At 72.7% G+C, this 14,046-nt stretch carries 18 protein-coding genes; 11 read left to right on the top strand and 7 right to left on the bottom strand.

Going from position 1 to position 14,046, the window contains the following annotated elements:
- Positions 1-4: 4 nt before the first annotated feature.
- The 3 genes from ABD285_RS04565 to purF all read left to right on the top strand — a co-directional run bounded on the left by ABD285_RS04565 (position 5) and on the right by purF (position 2,646).
- The gene (locus ABD285_RS04565; protein WP_284254085.1) at positions 5-235 is read left to right on the top strand and encodes a hypothetical protein; all 231 of its coding nucleotides are present in this window, start codon (positions 5-7) and stop codon (positions 233-235) included.
- A 79-nt stretch (positions 236-314) separates the two neighbouring features.
- The gene (locus ABD285_RS04560; RefSeq protein WP_284254084.1) at positions 315-1,115 is read left to right on the top strand and encodes an isocitrate lyase/PEP mutase family protein; all 801 of its coding nucleotides are present in this window, start codon (positions 315-317) and stop codon (positions 1,113-1,115) included.
- Positions 1,116-1,188: 73 nt separating this feature from the next.
- A complete protein-coding gene (purF, locus tag ABD285_RS04555) occupies positions 1,189-2,646 on the top strand; it encodes an amidophosphoribosyltransferase (RefSeq protein ID WP_284254083.1) in 1,458 nt (485 codons plus the stop codon).
- A gap of 60 nt (positions 2,647-2,706) precedes the next feature.
- On the opposite strand, the gene ABD285_RS04550 is transcribed toward purF, so the two are convergent.
- From ABD285_RS04550 to ABD285_RS04540, 3 genes are read right to left on the bottom strand one after another with little or no spacing between them, the layout of a single operon-like run.
- A complete protein-coding gene (locus tag ABD285_RS04550) occupies positions 2,707-3,216 on the bottom strand; it encodes a hypothetical protein (protein WP_284254082.1) in 510 nt (169 codons plus the stop codon).
- Positions 3,217-3,228: 12 nt separating this feature from the next.
- Positions 3,229-3,567 (bottom strand): potassium transporter Trk, encoded by a 339-nt coding sequence (locus ABD285_RS04545; RefSeq protein ID WP_284254081.1) that lies wholly within the window; start codon positions 3,565-3,567, stop codon positions 3,229-3,231.
- Positions 3,564-3,932, bottom strand: a complete 369-nt coding sequence (locus ABD285_RS04540) for a sterol carrier family protein (RefSeq protein ID WP_284254080.1) — start codon at positions 3,930-3,932, stop codon at positions 3,564-3,566. The genes ABD285_RS04545 and ABD285_RS04540 overlap by 4 nt, the downstream gene beginning before the upstream one ends.
- A gap of 154 nt (positions 3,933-4,086) precedes the next feature.
- Between ABD285_RS04540 and purD the strand changes: the two genes are divergently transcribed.
- Genes purD through ABD285_RS04525 form a run of 3 tightly spaced genes read left to right on the top strand, consistent with a single transcriptional unit; the run spans position 4,087 to position 6,718 of the window.
- Complete coding sequence (gene purD, locus ABD285_RS04535) at positions 4,087-5,376, top strand: phosphoribosylamine--glycine ligase (RefSeq protein ID WP_284254079.1); 1,290 nt, start codon at positions 4,087-4,089, stop codon at positions 5,374-5,376.
- Positions 5,373-6,260, top strand: a complete 888-nt coding sequence (locus ABD285_RS04530; RefSeq protein WP_344200680.1) for a phosphoribosylaminoimidazolesuccinocarboxamide synthase — start codon at positions 5,373-5,375, stop codon at positions 6,258-6,260. Before purD ends, ABD285_RS04530 begins: the two co-directional genes overlap by 4 nt.
- Positions 6,257-6,718 carry a GNAT family N-acetyltransferase gene (locus tag ABD285_RS04525; protein WP_284254078.1) on the top strand — a complete coding sequence of 154 codons (462 nt, stop codon included), beginning with the start codon at positions 6,257-6,259 and terminating at the stop codon, positions 6,716-6,718. The genes ABD285_RS04530 and ABD285_RS04525 overlap by 4 nt, the downstream gene beginning before the upstream one ends.
- On the opposite strand, the gene ABD285_RS04520 is transcribed toward ABD285_RS04525, so the two are convergent.
- On the bottom strand, positions 6,661-7,299 hold the full coding sequence (locus ABD285_RS04520) for a TetR/AcrR family transcriptional regulator (protein ID WP_284254077.1): 639 nt from the start codon (positions 7,297-7,299) through the stop codon (positions 6,661-6,663). The genes ABD285_RS04525 and ABD285_RS04520 overlap by 58 nt on opposite strands.
- A gap of 72 nt (positions 7,300-7,371) precedes the next feature.
- Between ABD285_RS04520 and ABD285_RS04515 the strand changes: the two genes are divergently transcribed.
- Positions 7,372-8,847 carry an MDR family MFS transporter gene (locus ABD285_RS04515; protein ID WP_284254076.1) on the top strand — a complete coding sequence of 492 codons (1,476 nt, stop codon included), beginning with the start codon at positions 7,372-7,374 and terminating at the stop codon, positions 8,845-8,847.
- Between the two features lie 4 nt (positions 8,848-8,851).
- Positions 8,852-9,505 carry an SGNH/GDSL hydrolase family protein gene (locus ABD285_RS04510; protein ID WP_284254075.1) on the top strand — a complete coding sequence of 218 codons (654 nt, stop codon included), beginning with the start codon at positions 8,852-8,854 and terminating at the stop codon, positions 9,503-9,505.
- On the opposite strand, the gene ABD285_RS04505 is transcribed toward ABD285_RS04510, so the two are convergent.
- Entirely contained in the window at positions 9,489-10,130 is a 642-nt protein-coding gene (locus ABD285_RS04505) for an NAD(P)-dependent oxidoreductase (protein WP_284254074.1), read from the bottom strand. The genes ABD285_RS04510 and ABD285_RS04505 overlap by 17 nt on opposite strands.
- A 50-nt stretch (positions 10,131-10,180) precedes the next feature.
- Positions 10,181-11,164, bottom strand: coding sequence for an NAD-dependent epimerase/dehydratase family protein (locus ABD285_RS04500; RefSeq protein ID WP_284254073.1), 984 nt, complete (start codon positions 11,162-11,164; stop codon positions 10,181-10,183).
- Between the two features lie 31 nt (positions 11,165-11,195).
- Between ABD285_RS04500 and ABD285_RS04495 the strand changes: the two genes are divergently transcribed.
- The 3 genes from ABD285_RS04495 to purQ are packed head-to-tail and all read left to right on the top strand — an operon-like array spanning position 11,196 to position 12,737.
- The gene (locus tag ABD285_RS04495) at positions 11,196-11,774 is read left to right on the top strand and encodes a nucleoside/nucleotide kinase family protein (protein WP_344200674.1); all 579 of its coding nucleotides are present in this window, start codon (positions 11,196-11,198) and stop codon (positions 11,772-11,774) included.
- Positions 11,775-11,778: 4 nt separating this feature from the next.
- Positions 11,779-12,036, top strand: a complete 258-nt coding sequence (locus ABD285_RS04490) for a phosphoribosylformylglycinamidine synthase subunit PurS (protein ID WP_284254071.1) — start codon at positions 11,779-11,781, stop codon at positions 12,034-12,036.
- Entirely contained in the window at positions 12,033-12,737 is a 705-nt protein-coding gene (purQ, locus tag ABD285_RS04485; protein ID WP_284254070.1) for a phosphoribosylformylglycinamidine synthase subunit PurQ, read from the top strand. The genes ABD285_RS04490 and purQ overlap by 4 nt, the downstream gene beginning before the upstream one ends.
- A 112-nt stretch (positions 12,738-12,849) precedes the next feature.
- Here the strand turns inward: purQ and ABD285_RS04480 are convergent, their stop codons facing one another.
- The gene (locus ABD285_RS04480; protein WP_284254069.1) at positions 12,850-14,040 is read right to left on the bottom strand and encodes a mechanosensitive ion channel family protein; all 1,191 of its coding nucleotides are present in this window, start codon (positions 14,038-14,040) and stop codon (positions 12,850-12,852) included.
- Positions 14,041-14,046: the final 6 nt, after the last annotated feature.

Here is a 14,046-nt window from a genome sequence, read left to right as displayed (position 1 = left end):
GGGCATGACGAACAACACCACGATCGAGGTCCCCGCCGACCCGGAGGAGGCCGTGCGCCTGCTCCGTCACGAGCTGCGCGGCGCGCGCCGCCGGCTCGCCGAGGCACGGCACACCGCCGGCTTCGCGACCGTCCGTCTCCTGGCGGGCACCCGGACCGACGACGTCTCCGCCGTCGCACGGACCGCACCCGGCGTCGCGCTGGGTCACGGCGTCTCCGCCGGATTCCCGCGGTAGGCGTTCTCGAGGGACACCCAGGATGCGCGCGGGCTGTGGCGTCGATCAGGCGGCGCGGCCCGCGCGCTAGCGTCGGCTCATGAGCACTCCGAGCGAGGACCGCATCGCCCGTCTGCGCGAATTGCATGCCGACGGCACCTTCGTGATCCCGAACGCATGGGATGTCGCCTCGGCCAAGCTGCTCGAGGCCGGCGGCGCCGTCGCGCTCGCGACCACGAGCGCCGGGTTCGCCGCCACCCTCGGCCGCGAGGATCAGCGGGTCACGCTCGACGAGCTCGTCGCGCACGTCGAGACGCTCGCGGGGGCGACCAGTCTGCCGATCTCGGTGGACTCCGAGGACTGCTACGCCGACGGGCCGGAGGGCATCGCCGAGACGGTCCAGCGGCTCGCGAGCGCGGGCGCGGCCGGCCTCTCGATCGAGGACTGGGATGCCGCGACCGGCGCCGTGCGCGAGCTCGACGACGCCATCGCCCGGGTCTCGGCCGCGGTCGAGGCGGCCCGCGAGGCCGGCGGCCTCGTGGTCACCGCACGCGCGGAGGGAGCCCTCTACGGCACGCAGGAGCTCGACGAGGTCATCGACCGCCTCGTCGCCTACCGCGAGGTCGGTGCCGACGTGCTCTACGCGCCCGGCCTCACCGACGCGGTGCAGATCGCCCGCGTGGTGGCGGAGACGGGCGCCCCGGTCAACGTGCTCGCCCTGCCAGGCGGTCCCACGGTGGCGGAGCTCATCGTGCTCGGGGTCCGGCGGGTGTCGACGGGCGCCGGGCTCGCGTGGATCGCGTACGGCGCCGCCGTCGCCGCCGCGCGCGACCTCGCCCGCGGCCGCGGCATCCGGGGCGGTATCGACCGGGAGCTGCGCACTCGCGCGTTCGGCGACTGACCGCCTCGCTGTGGGAGACTGAGCCGTACCCGGTCGGGTGCGTCCTTCCTCGACACACGGAGTCCTCACCGCAATGTGCGGCATCGTCGGCATCGTCTCCGCGAGCCCCGTCAACCAGCAGATCTACGACGCGCTGGGGTTGCTGCAGCACCGCGGTCAGGACTCGACCGGCATCGCGACGGCCGAGGGCAACGTCATCCACCTGCACAAGGCCAAGGGCCAGGTGCGTGAGGCCTACCGCACGCGCGACATGCGCTCGCTGCTCGGCACCATGGGACTCGGCCACGTGCGCTACGCGACCCGCGGCGACGCCGGCAAGGAGCAGGAGGCCCAGCCGTTCTACGTGAACGCGCCCTACGGCATCGTGCTCGTGCACAACGGCAACCTCACCAACACGCGCGAGCTCACCGACGAGCTGTTCCGCATCGACCGGCGGCACCTCAACACGAGCTCCGACACCGAGCTGCTGGTCAACGTGCTCGCCAACGAGCTGCAGGCGCAGGCACGCGGGCTCGACCTCGATCCAGACCAGGTGTTCGACGCGATCGCGACATTGCACGAGCGCGTCGAGGGGTCGTATGCCGCGATCGCGCTCATCGCGGGGCACGGGCTGCTCGCGTTCCGCGACCCGTTCGGCATCCGGCCGCTGATCCTCGGCAAGCGCTCGGCGGGCCTCGTCGGCACCGAGTGGGTGGTCGCGAGCGAGTCGCTCGTGCTCGAGCACGGCGGGTACGAGATCGTGCGGGATCTCGCGCCCGGCGAGGCGGTCTTCATCACCCAGGCCGGGGAGCTGTTCTCGCGGCAGTGTGCGGCCGACCCGCGGCTCATCCCGTGCTCGTTCGAATACGTCTACCTGGCGCGGCCCGACTCGATCATGAACGGGATCTCGGTGTACGAGGCCCGGCTGCGGCTCGGCGACCGGCTGGCCGACACGATCGCGAAGTACGCGCCGAAGGGCGACATCGACGTGGTCATGCCGATCCCCGACTCGTCGCGCCCGGCCGCGATGCAGGTCGCGCGCAAGCTCGGCATCGAGTACCGCGAGGGCTTCTACAAGAACCGCTACGTGGGCCGGACGTTCATCATGCCCGGGCAGGAGCAGCGGGCGCGCAGCGTGCGGCAGAAGCTCAACGCGATGAGCTCGGAGTTCCAGGGCAAGAACGTGCTCATCGTCGACGACTCGATCGTGCGGGGCACCACCTCGCGCGAGATCGTCGACATGGCCCGGATGGCGGGGGCCAACTCGGTGACGTTCACCTCCGCGGCGCCGCCGGTGCGCTACCCGCACGTGTACGGGATCAACATGCCGACGCGCCACGAGCTGGTGGCGGCGGGCCGCAGCATCCCCGAGATCGCGACGGAGCTCGGCGCGGACCACCTCGTCTACCAGGAGGTCGCCGACATGGAGGCCGCGATCCTCGAGGGCACCGACATCGCGAGCCTCGAGATGAGCTGCTTCACCGGCGACTACGTGACCGGCACGGTCACCCCCGAGTACCTCGACTGGGTCGAGCGCAACCAGCTCAGCTGACCTCGCTTGCCGAATGACCGATTTGTGCGGGTCCGCCGCTCGCACGATTGCACATTTCGGTCATTCGTGAGCGGTGGCGTCCCGGAGGCGGGCGAGTTCGGCGTCCGGGAAGAGGGCGCGGGGCCAGGCGGCGCGCGGCGTCGAGGAGGCCATCCGGATGCGGAGCCAGACCAGGTCGCCGCGCGGCGTCACGTCGACGACCCGGTCGTAGTCGACGAGCATGCCGGGCAGGTCGTGACCGATGCGGAACGAGCTCTCACCGAACCCGCTGCGGGCGACGCTGCCGAGCGCCGCTGCCGCCTCGACCCGGCGGTGCGCCGCCACCGGCACCGCGACGACGAGTGCCACATCGACCGCGGCGGCCACGATGACGGGGATGACACTTCCAAGCAGCAGCGAACTGCCGATGCCCGCGACCAGCACGATCGCGATCGCCATCCAGATGCCCGCGGACCGGTACCCCGCGCCGATGAGGGCGCGGGTCAGCTCCCGGCGGTAGTGCTCGGTCACCGTGAAGGAGTAGCGGTACTCCGGGCCGTCGTCGGTCATCGTGCGCGGGGGTCGGGACACGCCGCTGCGCGGCTACTCGACCCGCTCATCCGGCTCGAGGTCATCGGGGTCGCCCTCGACGCTCGCGTGCTCGACCGTCACGAGGCGGGAGCGTCGACGGGAGACCTGATCGAGCACCAGCGCGACCACGGCGCCGACCACCAGTCCGGCCGGCACGCACAGCAGGCACAGGTAGCCCCAGGTCGCTCCGAAGCCGACGCGCGGGCTCACGTGGCCGAGTGCGGTCAGCACGAAGGCGACGATCGCGCCGAGCACGGCGCCGAGGACGAGGAACACCGCGACCCGCGGAGCGCGCCGGATGTGCGCCTGCGTCGTCTCGGTGCCCGGGTCGCTCGCCGCGGGGTCGCTCATGAGTCCCAGGCTAGGGGAAGCACGTCGGACAGATCGGCGCGCGATCCGGATGCCAGCACCCGTGCGGCGGCGACCGCGTCGTGCCAGCCGAGCGACCCGGTCGCGAGCGCCAGCCACGTCGTCGGATCGGTCTCGATCACATTCGGCGGCGTGCCGCGCGTGTGCCGCGGCCCGGCGATCGCCTGCACCGCTCCGTAGGGCGGCACGCGCACCTCGACCGTGTGTCCCTCGTGCCCGGATGCCAGCTCCTCGAGCAGGAATCGCACGGCCATCGCGAGCTCGGCGGCATCCGGCGGCGAGCCGGCGAGCACGGCGCGCACGGCGGCACGGCCAGCCTCGAGCGAAATCTTGCGCCGCACCGCCATTGCTCGATCCTCCCATCACGCGGCCACCATCCATATGACGCGAATGCCCGGTGCCGGTGGCCGGCGACGGGGCATTCGTGTCAGATCGATGGGGGTGCGGCGGGCGGGACCCGGCGTGGTCGGGCCGTCGTGCAGCCCCGGGTAGCCTGATCCGATGAAGATCCTCGTGCTGGGTTCGGGAGCCCGCGAGCACGCGATCGTCACCGCTCTGCAGGCCGAGGGTGCGGGCCACGAGATCATCGCCGCCCCGGGCAACGCGGGGATCGCGCGGCAGGTCGAGACGGTCAAGCTCGACGCCAGCAACGGCCCGCTCGTGGCGGGCTACGCCGCCGACAACGACGTCGACCTCGTCGTGATCGGACCCGAGGCGCCCCTCGTGGCGGGCGTCGCCGACGCGCTGCGCGCGCGCGGCATCCCGGCGTTCGGGCCGGGCCGGGCCGCCGCCGCGCTCGAGGGATCGAAGGCGTTCGCGAAGCGGATCATGGACGCGGCCGGCGTGCCGACCGGGCGCGCGATCACGGCATCCACCCACGACGCGGTGGCCGCCGCGCTCGACCGGCTCGGCGCGCCGCACGTCGTCAAGGCCGACGGCCTCGCGGCGGGCAAGGGCGTGCTGGTCACCGACGACCGGGATGCCGCGCTCGCCCACGCCGCCCATTACCTGCAGCAGGGCGACATTCTCATCGAGGAATATCTCTCCGGCCCCGAGGTCTCGCTGTTCTTCCTCGCCGACGGCCACGACGTCGTGCCGCTCAGCCCCGCCCAGGACTTCAAGCGCCTGCGCGACGGCGACCTCGGTCCGAACACGGGCGGCATGGGCGCGTACTCTCCGCTGCAGTGGCTCGCCGACGAGTGGGGCTCGGAGGCCGCCTTCGTCGATGAGGTGCTCGACCGGATCGCGCTGCCCACCGTGCGCGCGCTCGAGGCCGCGGGCACGCCCTTCGTCGGGCTGCTCTACTGCGGGCTGGTGATCACGCCATCGGGCGTCAAGGTCATCGAGTTCAACGTGCGCTTCGGCGACCCGGAGACCCAGGTCGTGCTGCCGCGGCTGCGCACCCCGCTGTCGCAGCTGCTGCTCGCGGCCGCGACGGGTGGGCTCGGCAAGCTGCCCTACCCGACGTTCTCCGACGATGCCGCGGTCGTCGTGGTGCTCGCGAGCGAGGGCTATCCGGAGGGCGCCGAGACCGGCCGGCCGATCACGGGACTCGACGATGCGGCCGCGGTGCCGGGCGTGACGATCGCCCACGCCGCCACCGCCGAGGTCGACGGCGGCTTCGTCGCGACCGGCGGCCGCGTGCTCGGGGTGGTCGCGACCGGCGACGGCATCGAGGCAGCACGCGACCTCGCCTACCGGGCGATGGACCGCATCCACCTCCAGGGCGGGCAGTTCCGCCGCGACATCGCCCAGAACCCATCCGCGACACGAGGGGCCGCACCACGATGACCGACTCCCGCCTCACGGCACTCGGCTGGACGCACCGCTATTCCGGCAAGGTGCGCGACCTGTACACCTCGGAGGCCGTCCCCGGACGCTTCCTCGTCGTCGCCTCGGACCGGGTGAGCGCGTTCGACCACATCCTCGAGCCGGGCATCCCGGGCAAGGGTGCGATGCTCACCCAGCTGAGCCTGTGGTGGTTCGCCCGGCTCGGCATGCGCAACCACCTCGCCGCGGCGCACCCCTCGCTCGGCGAGCACCTGCCGCCGGGGATCGCGGAGCGCGCGATGCTCGTGCAGGAGCTCGAGATGTACCCGGTGGAGGCCGTCGTGCGCGGGTACCTCGTCGGCTCGGGCTGGGCCGAGTACCGGCAGACGCAGAGCGTGTGCGGCATCCCGCTGCCCGCGGGGCTCGGCGAGGGCGACCGGCTGCCCGAACCCATCTTCACGCCGGCCCGCAAGGCGCCGCAGGGCGAGCACGACGAGAACATCAGCTACGAGCGGATGGTCGAGCTGATCGGCTCGGAGGCGTCCGAGAGCATCCGGACGACGTCGCTCGAGGCGTTCGAGGAGGCGAGCGCGATCGCCCGGCGCCACGGGCTGATCCTGGCCGACACCAAGTTCGAGTTCGGGCGCGATCCGGCGAGCGGCGAGCTCACGCTCGCCGACGAGGTGCTCACGAGCGACTCCTCGCGGTACTGGGACGCCACGACCTATGCCGCCGGCGGCATCCATCGGCTCGACAGCTTCGACAAGCAGATCGTCCGCGACTGGCTCCTGGAGCACTGGGATCGCACGGGCACGCCGCCGGAGCTGCCGGCCGAGATCGTCGAGCGCACCGCGGCGCGCTACCGCGAGCTGCTCGAGCGCCTCGAGGACGCGACCGCGGCATGAGCCTCGAGGTCGTCCCGGTGCCGTGGGCCGATCCGGATGCCGTGCGCCTGCGCGAGGCGCAGCGCGTCGAGATCGAGGGCCGCTACGGCGGCGACACCGAACCGGGCCCGAAGCCGAGCGCCGACGACATCGCGTTGTTCGTGGTGGCGCGCCGCGACGGCGAGGCCCTCGGCTGCGGGGCACTCCGCGCGATCGACGCGGGGCACGGTGAGGTGAAGCGCATGTACGTCGCGCCCGCCGCTCGCGGCACGGGCGTCTCGACGGCGATCCTCCGCGCGCTCGAGGGCGCCGCTCGCGAGCTGGGCTGGACCCGGCTGCTGCTCGAGACCGGCACGCGGCAGCCCGACGCGATGCGGTTCTACACCCGCGAGGGCTACACCCCGATCCCGAACTACGGGCACTACGCCGACTCGCCCGAGTCGCGCTGCTTCGCCAAGGAGCTCACGCCCGGGGCGTGAAGCAGCGGCAGCCAGACCTCGTCGACGATCGCGACGATCGCGGCATCGGCGGCCGGCTTCATCGTCATGAGCATCTCGTGCCGGAAGAGGTCGAACGGCAGGTCGACCACGCGATCGGAGACCGGCTCGGCCGCCAGCTCGCCGCGCTGCACGGCCCGGCGCACCATGATCCGGAGCCCGCTCACGCGTCGCACGGGACCCCGCAGGATCTCGCGCAGCTCGCTGAAGCTCGATCCGGTGTCTCGGAAGTAGTCCATCAGTTGCACGCTGATCACGGCCATGAGCTGGGCGCGGCTCTCGTTGGCGCCGCGGAGGAAGGCGAGCGCGTCGTCGCGCAGGCTCCCGGTGTCGGGCACCTCGAGGGGCCGTGACCACCAGTATTTGCGAAGCGTGGCGAACAGCATCTCCTCGCGCCGCGGCCAGCGCCGGTACAGCACGGGCCGGCTGGTGCCCGCGCGAGCGGCGACCGCCTCGTAGGTGAACCCGGGGTAGCCGTCGTGCACGAGCACCTCCCATGCCGCGTCGAGCAGGGCGTCTTCGAGCTCGGGGCCGCGGCGGCGGGTGGGAGGTTTTAGATCCACTTGCGTATCTTAATGCGAAAGCGTACGGTGTCGAGCGTTAGATACGCTCTCGTACCTTAAGGCGGCGCTCCCATGGCATCCAGCAAGCTCGACCCGACGGTCGTGCGCACCTCCGTCGCGATCCTGGTCGGCGGCATCACGGTGATCCTCGACTCGACGATCGTGAGCGTCGCGCTGCATCAGCTCGCGCACGACCTGCACGCGACCATCGGCACGATCCAGTGGGTCTCGACCGCCTACCTGCTCGCCCTGGGCGTCGTGATCCCGGTGGTCGGTTGGCTGCAGAGCCGGATCGGGGGCAAGCGGCTCTGGATCGCCGCGATCGGGGTTTTCCTGCTCGGTTCCGTGCTGTGCTCGCTGGCCTGGGACGCGCCCAGCCTCATCGCCTTCCGGGCGCTGCAGGGCGTCGGCGGCGGCGCGATGATGCCGCTCATGACGACGATCATCATGCAGGCGGCCGGAGGGCGCGACCTGGGCCGGCTGATGTCGGTCGTCGCGCTGCCCACGGCGGTCGGGCCGATCCTGGGACCGGTGGTCGGCGGCCTCATCCTCGGCGCCGGCGACTGGCGCTGGCTCTTCCTCGTGAATGTGCCGCTCTGCCTCGCCGGCATCGTGCTCGCCGCGCTCCTCATCCCCGCCGATCGCCGCGGCGGCCGGGTCCGGCTCGACGTGGTGGGGGTGGTCCTCCTGTCGCCGGCTCTCGTGGCTCTGCTGTGGGGGCTGTCGAACGTCACGCGCTCCGGCGGCTTCGGCCGCGCCGACGTGCTCGCGCCGCTCGTCGGCGGCGCCGTCCTGCTCATCGCGTTCGTGCTCTGGGCGCTGCGGCGTCGTGCCGCCGCGCTCGTCGACCTCCAGGTGCTGCGTTCGCGCCCGACCTGGGCGGGCACCGCGCTGCTGTTCCTGTCCGGGGCGTCGCTCTACGGCGCGATGCTGCTGCTGCCGCTGTACTGGCAGGAGCTGCGCGGCACGGACGCCCTCGGTGCCGGACTGCTGCTGATCCCCCAGGGCGTGGGATCGCTCGTGAGTCGCAGCGTCGCCGCCCGGCTCATCGACGCCATCGGCGCGCGGTGGACCTCGGTGATCGGCTTCCTGTTCGTGGGCCTCGCGACCCTCCCCTTCGCCTTCGCCGACGGCCACACCTCGATCTGGTGGCTCGGCGCCGTGCTGTTCGTGCGCGGGCTCGGGGTCGGGGTGGTCGTCATCCCGATCATGACCGTCGCCTTCGTCGGGCTCGACCGCGCCGAGGTGCCGCACGCCAGCATCGTGACACGGATCGCGCAGCAGGTCGGCGGGTCGGTCGGCGTCGCGCTGCTCGCCGTCATCCTCTCGATCACGGCGGCCTCGTCGGGATCCCCCGCGGCGGCCTTCGACGCCGCGTTCTGGTGGGCGACCGGATTCACGGGGGTGGCGGTCGCCCTGTCGTTCGTGCTGCCGAGTCGCCGTGCGGTGCGCGAGACCGAGGCCGCGGCCCGAGGCGAGGAGCCTCGGACGTTCGAGTCCGCGGATGCGTCCGCGGGTGCGACGGCGACGGCGACGGCACGAGAATGAGCGCGTGACCCGGGCCCTCGTCGTGCTGCTCGCGCCTGTGGTGCTCGCCCAGGCGCGAGCCCTTCGCCGGCGCACGCCCGAGCTGGAGGATCCGCCCGGGGCGCGCCGCGGCGGCGCCGGCGCGCCGCGGGTGCTGGTCGTCGGCGACTCGACCGCGGTCGGGATGGGCGTGGACACGCTCGAGGAGGCCCTGCCGGCCCGCCTCGCCGCGCGGCTCGGGGCGCGCTGGAGCATCGCCGGCCGAAGCGGATGGACGGCGACGGAGGTGCTGCGCGGCGTGGGCTCCGACGCCGCCGCGCCCGCGGACGTCCTCGTGCTGCTGGTGGGCTGGAACGACGCGATGCGGGTGCGGTCCGGCCGCGCGTTCGCTCGGGCACTCGAGGGGCTCATCGTGGCGGCACGGGCGGAGCGCGTGGTGATCGTCGCGCCGCCCGAGTTCGGGCGCTATCCGGTGCTGCCGCAGCCGCTGCGCGCGGCGCTCGGCGCCGTCGCGAACGGACTGACCCGTCGGGCCGCCCGGATCGCCGAGGCGCACGGCGCCGCACTCGTGCCCGGGTTCGACGGGAGTCACGTGGCGCGCGACGGATTCCACCCCGATGCGTCCGGCTACGACGCGATGGCGGAGCGGATCGCGGCCGAGCTCAGTACCCGACGGTGAAGCGCGTCCGGCGGTGCGCCGGCCGCTCGAGCTCGTCGACCATGGCCGTCGCGAAGTCCGGCCCCGAGATGAACGACCGGCCGTCGGCATCCGCCACGATCTCGTCGCCGCCGGTGCGGTAGACGCCGCGCTTCTCGCCCGGCGCATACGAGCCGTAGCCGAGCGGGGGACTGAGGAAGAACCAGTCCACACCGTCGCCTGTGCTGCGCAGGGTGTCGAGCACCTCGGTCAGCGCGAGCGATCCCGGCTTCCAGTCGGCGGGAAAGTCGGGCTCGTCGTAGACGCGCGGACCGCCCGCCTCGCGGGAGAGCGATCCGGCGTTGCCGACGACGCCGAGCCTCGCGCCCTCCGCGGCGGCCGCCCCGACCAGTGCGGGCACGGCCTCGACGAGATGCCGTCCGCCCTCGTCGATCGCACCGACCGCGACGAGGATCGCCTGGGAGCCCGGGGTCGCGTCGTCGACGACGGCGGGATCGTGGATGTCGCCCGCGACGACGCGCACGCCGTCGGGGAGGCCGGTCGCGGCGGACCGGGAGACGGCGACCACGGAGTGACCGCGCTCGAGCAACTCGGCGAGGAGGTGGCGACCGGTGTAGCCGGTGGCGCCGAAGACGGTGACCTGCATGAACGGGCCAACCCGCCCGACGGCGCGGATGTTCCCGCGCGCTCGCCGCGTCAGCCCGGGAAGGCCACCGGCGGAATGCCCTCGCCGAGGCGCCCATCGACCCGCAGCCACTCGACGGCCTCGGCGACCGCCGCGAGCGAGGTGTGCGCCGGGGCGTACCCCAGCATCCGGCGCCCCTTCTCGATGCTCATCGCCTGGCTCCGGGCGATGTGCTGGTACGCCGCGTCGCGGTGCTGCTCGGGCAGCGACTGCACGAACTCCTCGAACGGCACGTACCGCAGCCGCGCACTCTGCCGGAACCAGCCCGCGGCAGCCTCGGCGAAGCCGCGCAGGGTGAGCGCGCGCTCCGAGACGGCGTGGAAGGCCTCGCCGTTCGCGGCATCCGGCTGCGCGATGCAGCGCAGCACGAGCTGCGCGACGTCGTCGGCGTGCACGTGGTGCACGGTCGCCAGGCCGAACTCGGGCAGCAGAAGTTCGCCGCCCGAGGCGAGGGCGCGCCACACGCCCGTGTCGATCGTGCCCTGCGGGGTGATGATCGGCCATCCGGGACCGGAGATGTGGCCGGGATGCACGATCGCCACGGGCAGGCCGCCGTCGCGTCGCGACTCGGCCAGCAGCAGTCGCTCGATGGCCTCCTTCTGCACGCCGTAGTCGCCCCACGGGTGCTTGGGGTCGGACTCGATCGCGGGGACCTCGGTGAGCGCACCGTGCACCCAGATCGTGCCGATGTGCACGAGCTGACGCACCCGGCCGCGCAGGGCGTCGACGAGCTGCCGCGCGGAGTCCTCGGTGAAGCAGATCATGTCGACGACGACGTCGGCCCCGAGTTCCGCGATGCGGGTGCCGAATGTGCCGGCGGCATCCTCGGCCTCGCGGTCGGCGACGACGCGCTCGACCTGCTCCCACGCCGGATCCTGCCGGTACGGCGCCGAGGTGCCGCGCGTGACCGCGACCACCTCGTGCCCCTCCTCCACCAGGCGCGGCACCAGGTACCCGCCGACGTGCCCGGTCGCTCCGATGACCACGATTCGCATGACTCGATCTTCGCGCTACTCTCCAGTCGTCATGGACCGCGTGCGCACGCTCATCGGCGTGGCGGGCGCGCCGGGGGTCGGCAAGTCGACGTTCGCCGAGCAGTTCGCCGCCGACCTGCGCCGCGACGGCGTGCCGACGGCCGTGGTCGGCATGGACGGATTCCACCTCCCGCAGGCCGAGCTCGTGCGACTCGGCCGGCGCGACCGGATGGGCGCCCCCGACACCTTCGACGTCGCGGGATTCGTCTCCGCGCTCCGGGTGCTGCGTGACGGCCGGGGGAGCGCCGCCCTCCCGGTGTTCGATCGCACCGTGGAGGAGGCCCGGCCCCGCGCGCTGCGGGTGGGGCCCGACATCCGGACCGTCGTCGTCGAGGGCAACTACCTGCTGCATGATGCCGGCGGCTGGGAGCAGGTGGCGCCGCTTCTCGACAGCGTGATCTACCTCGAGGCGGACCCCGGGGTGCGGCTCGAGCGGCTCATCCGACGGCACGTGGAGTTCGGCAAGACCCCGGACGAGGCCCGCGCCTGGGTACTCGGCACCGACGAGCGCAACGCCGAGCTCATCGCGCGCGGGCGCGAGCGGGCGTCGCTGATCGTCACCGTAGAATGACAGCGTGCCGGTGATCGTGGTCGAGGTGATGCCCAAGGCGGAGCTGCTCGACCCGGCCGGCAAGGCCGTGGCGACGGCGCTCGCGAAACGCGGTGACGGCGAGTTCACGGCCGTGCGCATCGGCAAGCGCTTCGAGCTGCACGTCGACGAGGTCACCGACGCGGTCCTCGCGAAGGCGCAGCACCTCGCCGAAGAACTGCTCAGCAACGCCGTCATCGAGAACGTCGTGCGCGTGTACGCGGCCGAGGACGCGGTGGCATGACCGCCCGGATCGGCGTCGTCACCTTCCCGGGGTCGCTCGACGACCGCGACGCGCAGCGCGCGATCCGGCTGGCCGGCGCGGAGGCCGTCGCCCTGTGGCACGGCGACCACGACCTGCAGGGTGTGGATGCCGTGGTGCTGCCCGGCGGCTTCAGTTACGGCGACTACCTGCGCTGCGGCGCGATCGCGGCACAGGCCCCGATCATGCACGAGATCGTCGCGGCGGCGAACGCCGGGATGCCGGTGCTCGGCATCTGCAACGGCTTCCAGATCCTCGTCGAGGCGCATCTGCTGCCGGGCGGCCTGATCCGCAACGAGGCGGGCGCGTTCGTGTGCCGCGACCAGACCCTGCGGGTCGAGAACGCGACCACCGCGTGGACGCACGGGTTCGAGCAGGGCGACCTGATCACGGTGCCCCTCAAGAACGGCGAGGGCGGGTTCATCGCCGACGCGGAGACGCTGAAGCGGCTCGAGGGCGAGGGGCTCGTCGCCTTCCGCTACGTCGACGTGAACCCCAACGGCTCGCTCGATGACATCGCGGGCCTCACCAACGAGCGCGGCAACGTGGTCGGCCTGATGCCGCATCCCGAGCACGCGACCGAGCCGGGCTTCGGCCCCGACACCCCCTCGGCGATGCGCTCGGGCGTCGACGGTCTCACCTTCTTCCGCTCGGTCATCGAGCGCACCCTCGCCGCGGTTTAGACGCGCGCTCCCGCCCGACCGCTCGTCGTTTTCAGGACTCGAGCGCAGGACGCGCCGCGCGCCCGCTCGGGACGCCGGCGCGCCGCGAGATCCGTCCTGAGAACCGATCCGGTCATTGCCCGGCGTCGGGCTCATCGGCGTCGGAGCGCACCACGGGGTTCGTCCCGGTGAAGTTGTGGGCGCGGCGCTCCGCCTCGTCGCTCCCGCTGAACACCCCCTCCGGCTCCGCCTCCTTGCCCGAGCGACGTCGCGCGCTCGTCGCGTGCTCGCGCTCGACCTCCACGCGCTGCGTGGGCAGCGCCTCCGGGGTCTCCCGCTGCAGCCAGTCGACGAGCCGCTCGCGCACGAGGCAGCGCAGGTCGAACAGGGCGGCGGCATCCCGCGCGGTCACGAGCACCCGCACGTGCACGTATCCGCCGACCGCGTCGGTGACCTGCAGCACCTTGGCGCGGTGATCCCACAGGCTCGCGTCGTCCAGGATGCGGTCGAGCTCCGCGCGCATGCGCCCCGGCGACACGCGCCAGTCGAGGTCGAATTCGACCGCGCCGAGCAGCTGGCTCGAGGTGCGGGTCCAGTTCTCGAACGGGTTCTGGGTGAACCAGGTGCACGGCAGCACGAGCCGCCGGTCGTCCCAGACGTGCACGACGACGTAGCTGAGCGTGATCTCCTCGATGCGCCCCCACTCCTGCTCCACGACGACGACATCGTCGACGCGGATCGCCCCCGAGAATGCGAGCTGGATCCCGGCGAACAGGTTCGACAGCGTCGACTGCGCCGCGAGCCCGGCGACGACGGAGATCACGCCCGCCGAGGCGAGCACGCTCGTGCCGACCGCCTGCACACCCGGGAAGGTCAGCAGCACCGCGCCGATCGCCAGCACGAACAGGATGACGTAGATGAGCCGCCGGATGACCGCGAGCTGCGTGCGCACCCGGCGCGCGACGCGGTTGTCGGGCACGTCGACGCGGTAGCGCCCCATCGCGACACCGATCACGAACCCGAGAACGGCCCCGATGAACCAGGCACCCACGACGATCGCCACGATCAGGATGACGTGGTCGCGGCTCCCGGCGTGATGCACCCCCGCCGGCCAGGTCGCCACGATGGCGGGCGACACGAGCGCCACCACGAGCGCGGCCCGGAACGGCAGCCGCAGATGCCGCATCGGGTCGCCCTGCCACTGCCGGCGGCGCGCGACCGCGCCGACGATCACTGAGACGATCCCGGCGACCAGCAGTGCGAGCACGATCGCCGCCGCCACCGCGACCGCGAGCGTCGGCCACGAGTGCTGCGTGAAGCCCATGGTGCA

Source organism: Pseudolysinimonas kribbensis (assembly GCF_039531715.1).
In the GTDB taxonomy this organism is placed as follows: Bacteria; Actinomycetota; Actinomycetes; order Actinomycetales; family Microbacteriaceae; genus Pseudolysinimonas; species Pseudolysinimonas kribbensis.
The sequence above is the reverse complement of the archived record's forward strand: the minus strand, read 5'-3'. Positions and strand labels throughout refer to the sequence as shown.

What these genes read in the sequence shown, in the direction of transcription:
- ABD285_RS04565 (WP_284254085.1), top strand. Translation starts at nt 5, where the DNA reads ATGACGAACAACACCACGATCGAGGTCCCCGCCGACCCGGAGGAGGCC.
- ABD285_RS04560 (WP_284254084.1), top strand. Translation starts at nt 315, where the DNA reads ATGAGCACTCCGAGCGAGGACCGCATCGCCCGTCTGCGCGAATTGCAT.
- purF (WP_284254083.1), top strand. Translation starts at nt 1,189, where the DNA reads ATGTGCGGCATCGTCGGCATCGTCTCCGCGAGCCCCGTCAACCAGCAG.
- ABD285_RS04545 (WP_284254081.1), bottom strand. Translation starts at nt 3,567, where the DNA reads ATGAGCGACCCCGCGGCGAGCGACCCGGGCACCGAGACGACGCAGGCG.
- ABD285_RS04540 (WP_284254080.1), bottom strand. Translation starts at nt 3,932, where the DNA reads ATGGCGGTGCGGCGCAAGATTTCGCTCGAGGCTGGCCGTGCCGCCGTG.
- purD (WP_284254079.1), top strand. Translation starts at nt 4,087, where the DNA reads ATGAAGATCCTCGTGCTGGGTTCGGGAGCCCGCGAGCACGCGATCGTC.
- ABD285_RS04530 (WP_344200680.1), top strand. Translation starts at nt 5,373, where the DNA reads ATGACCGACTCCCGCCTCACGGCACTCGGCTGGACGCACCGCTATTCC.
- ABD285_RS04525 (WP_284254078.1), top strand. Translation starts at nt 6,257, where the DNA reads ATGAGCCTCGAGGTCGTCCCGGTGCCGTGGGCCGATCCGGATGCCGTG.
- ABD285_RS04515 (WP_284254076.1), top strand. Translation starts at nt 7,372, where the DNA reads ATGGCATCCAGCAAGCTCGACCCGACGGTCGTGCGCACCTCCGTCGCG.
- ABD285_RS04505 (WP_284254074.1), bottom strand. Translation starts at nt 10,130, where the DNA reads ATGCAGGTCACCGTCTTCGGCGCCACCGGCTACACCGGTCGCCACCTC.
- ABD285_RS04500 (WP_284254073.1), bottom strand. Translation starts at nt 11,164, where the DNA reads ATGCGAATCGTGGTCATCGGAGCGACCGGGCACGTCGGCGGGTACCTG.
- ABD285_RS04495 (WP_344200674.1), top strand. Translation starts at nt 11,196, where the DNA reads ATGGACCGCGTGCGCACGCTCATCGGCGTGGCGGGCGCGCCGGGGGTC.
- purQ (WP_284254070.1), top strand. Translation starts at nt 12,033, where the DNA reads ATGACCGCCCGGATCGGCGTCGTCACCTTCCCGGGGTCGCTCGACGAC.
- ABD285_RS04480 (WP_284254069.1), bottom strand. Translation starts at nt 14,040, where the DNA reads ATGGGCTTCACGCAGCACTCGTGGCCGACGCTCGCGGTCGCGGTGGCG.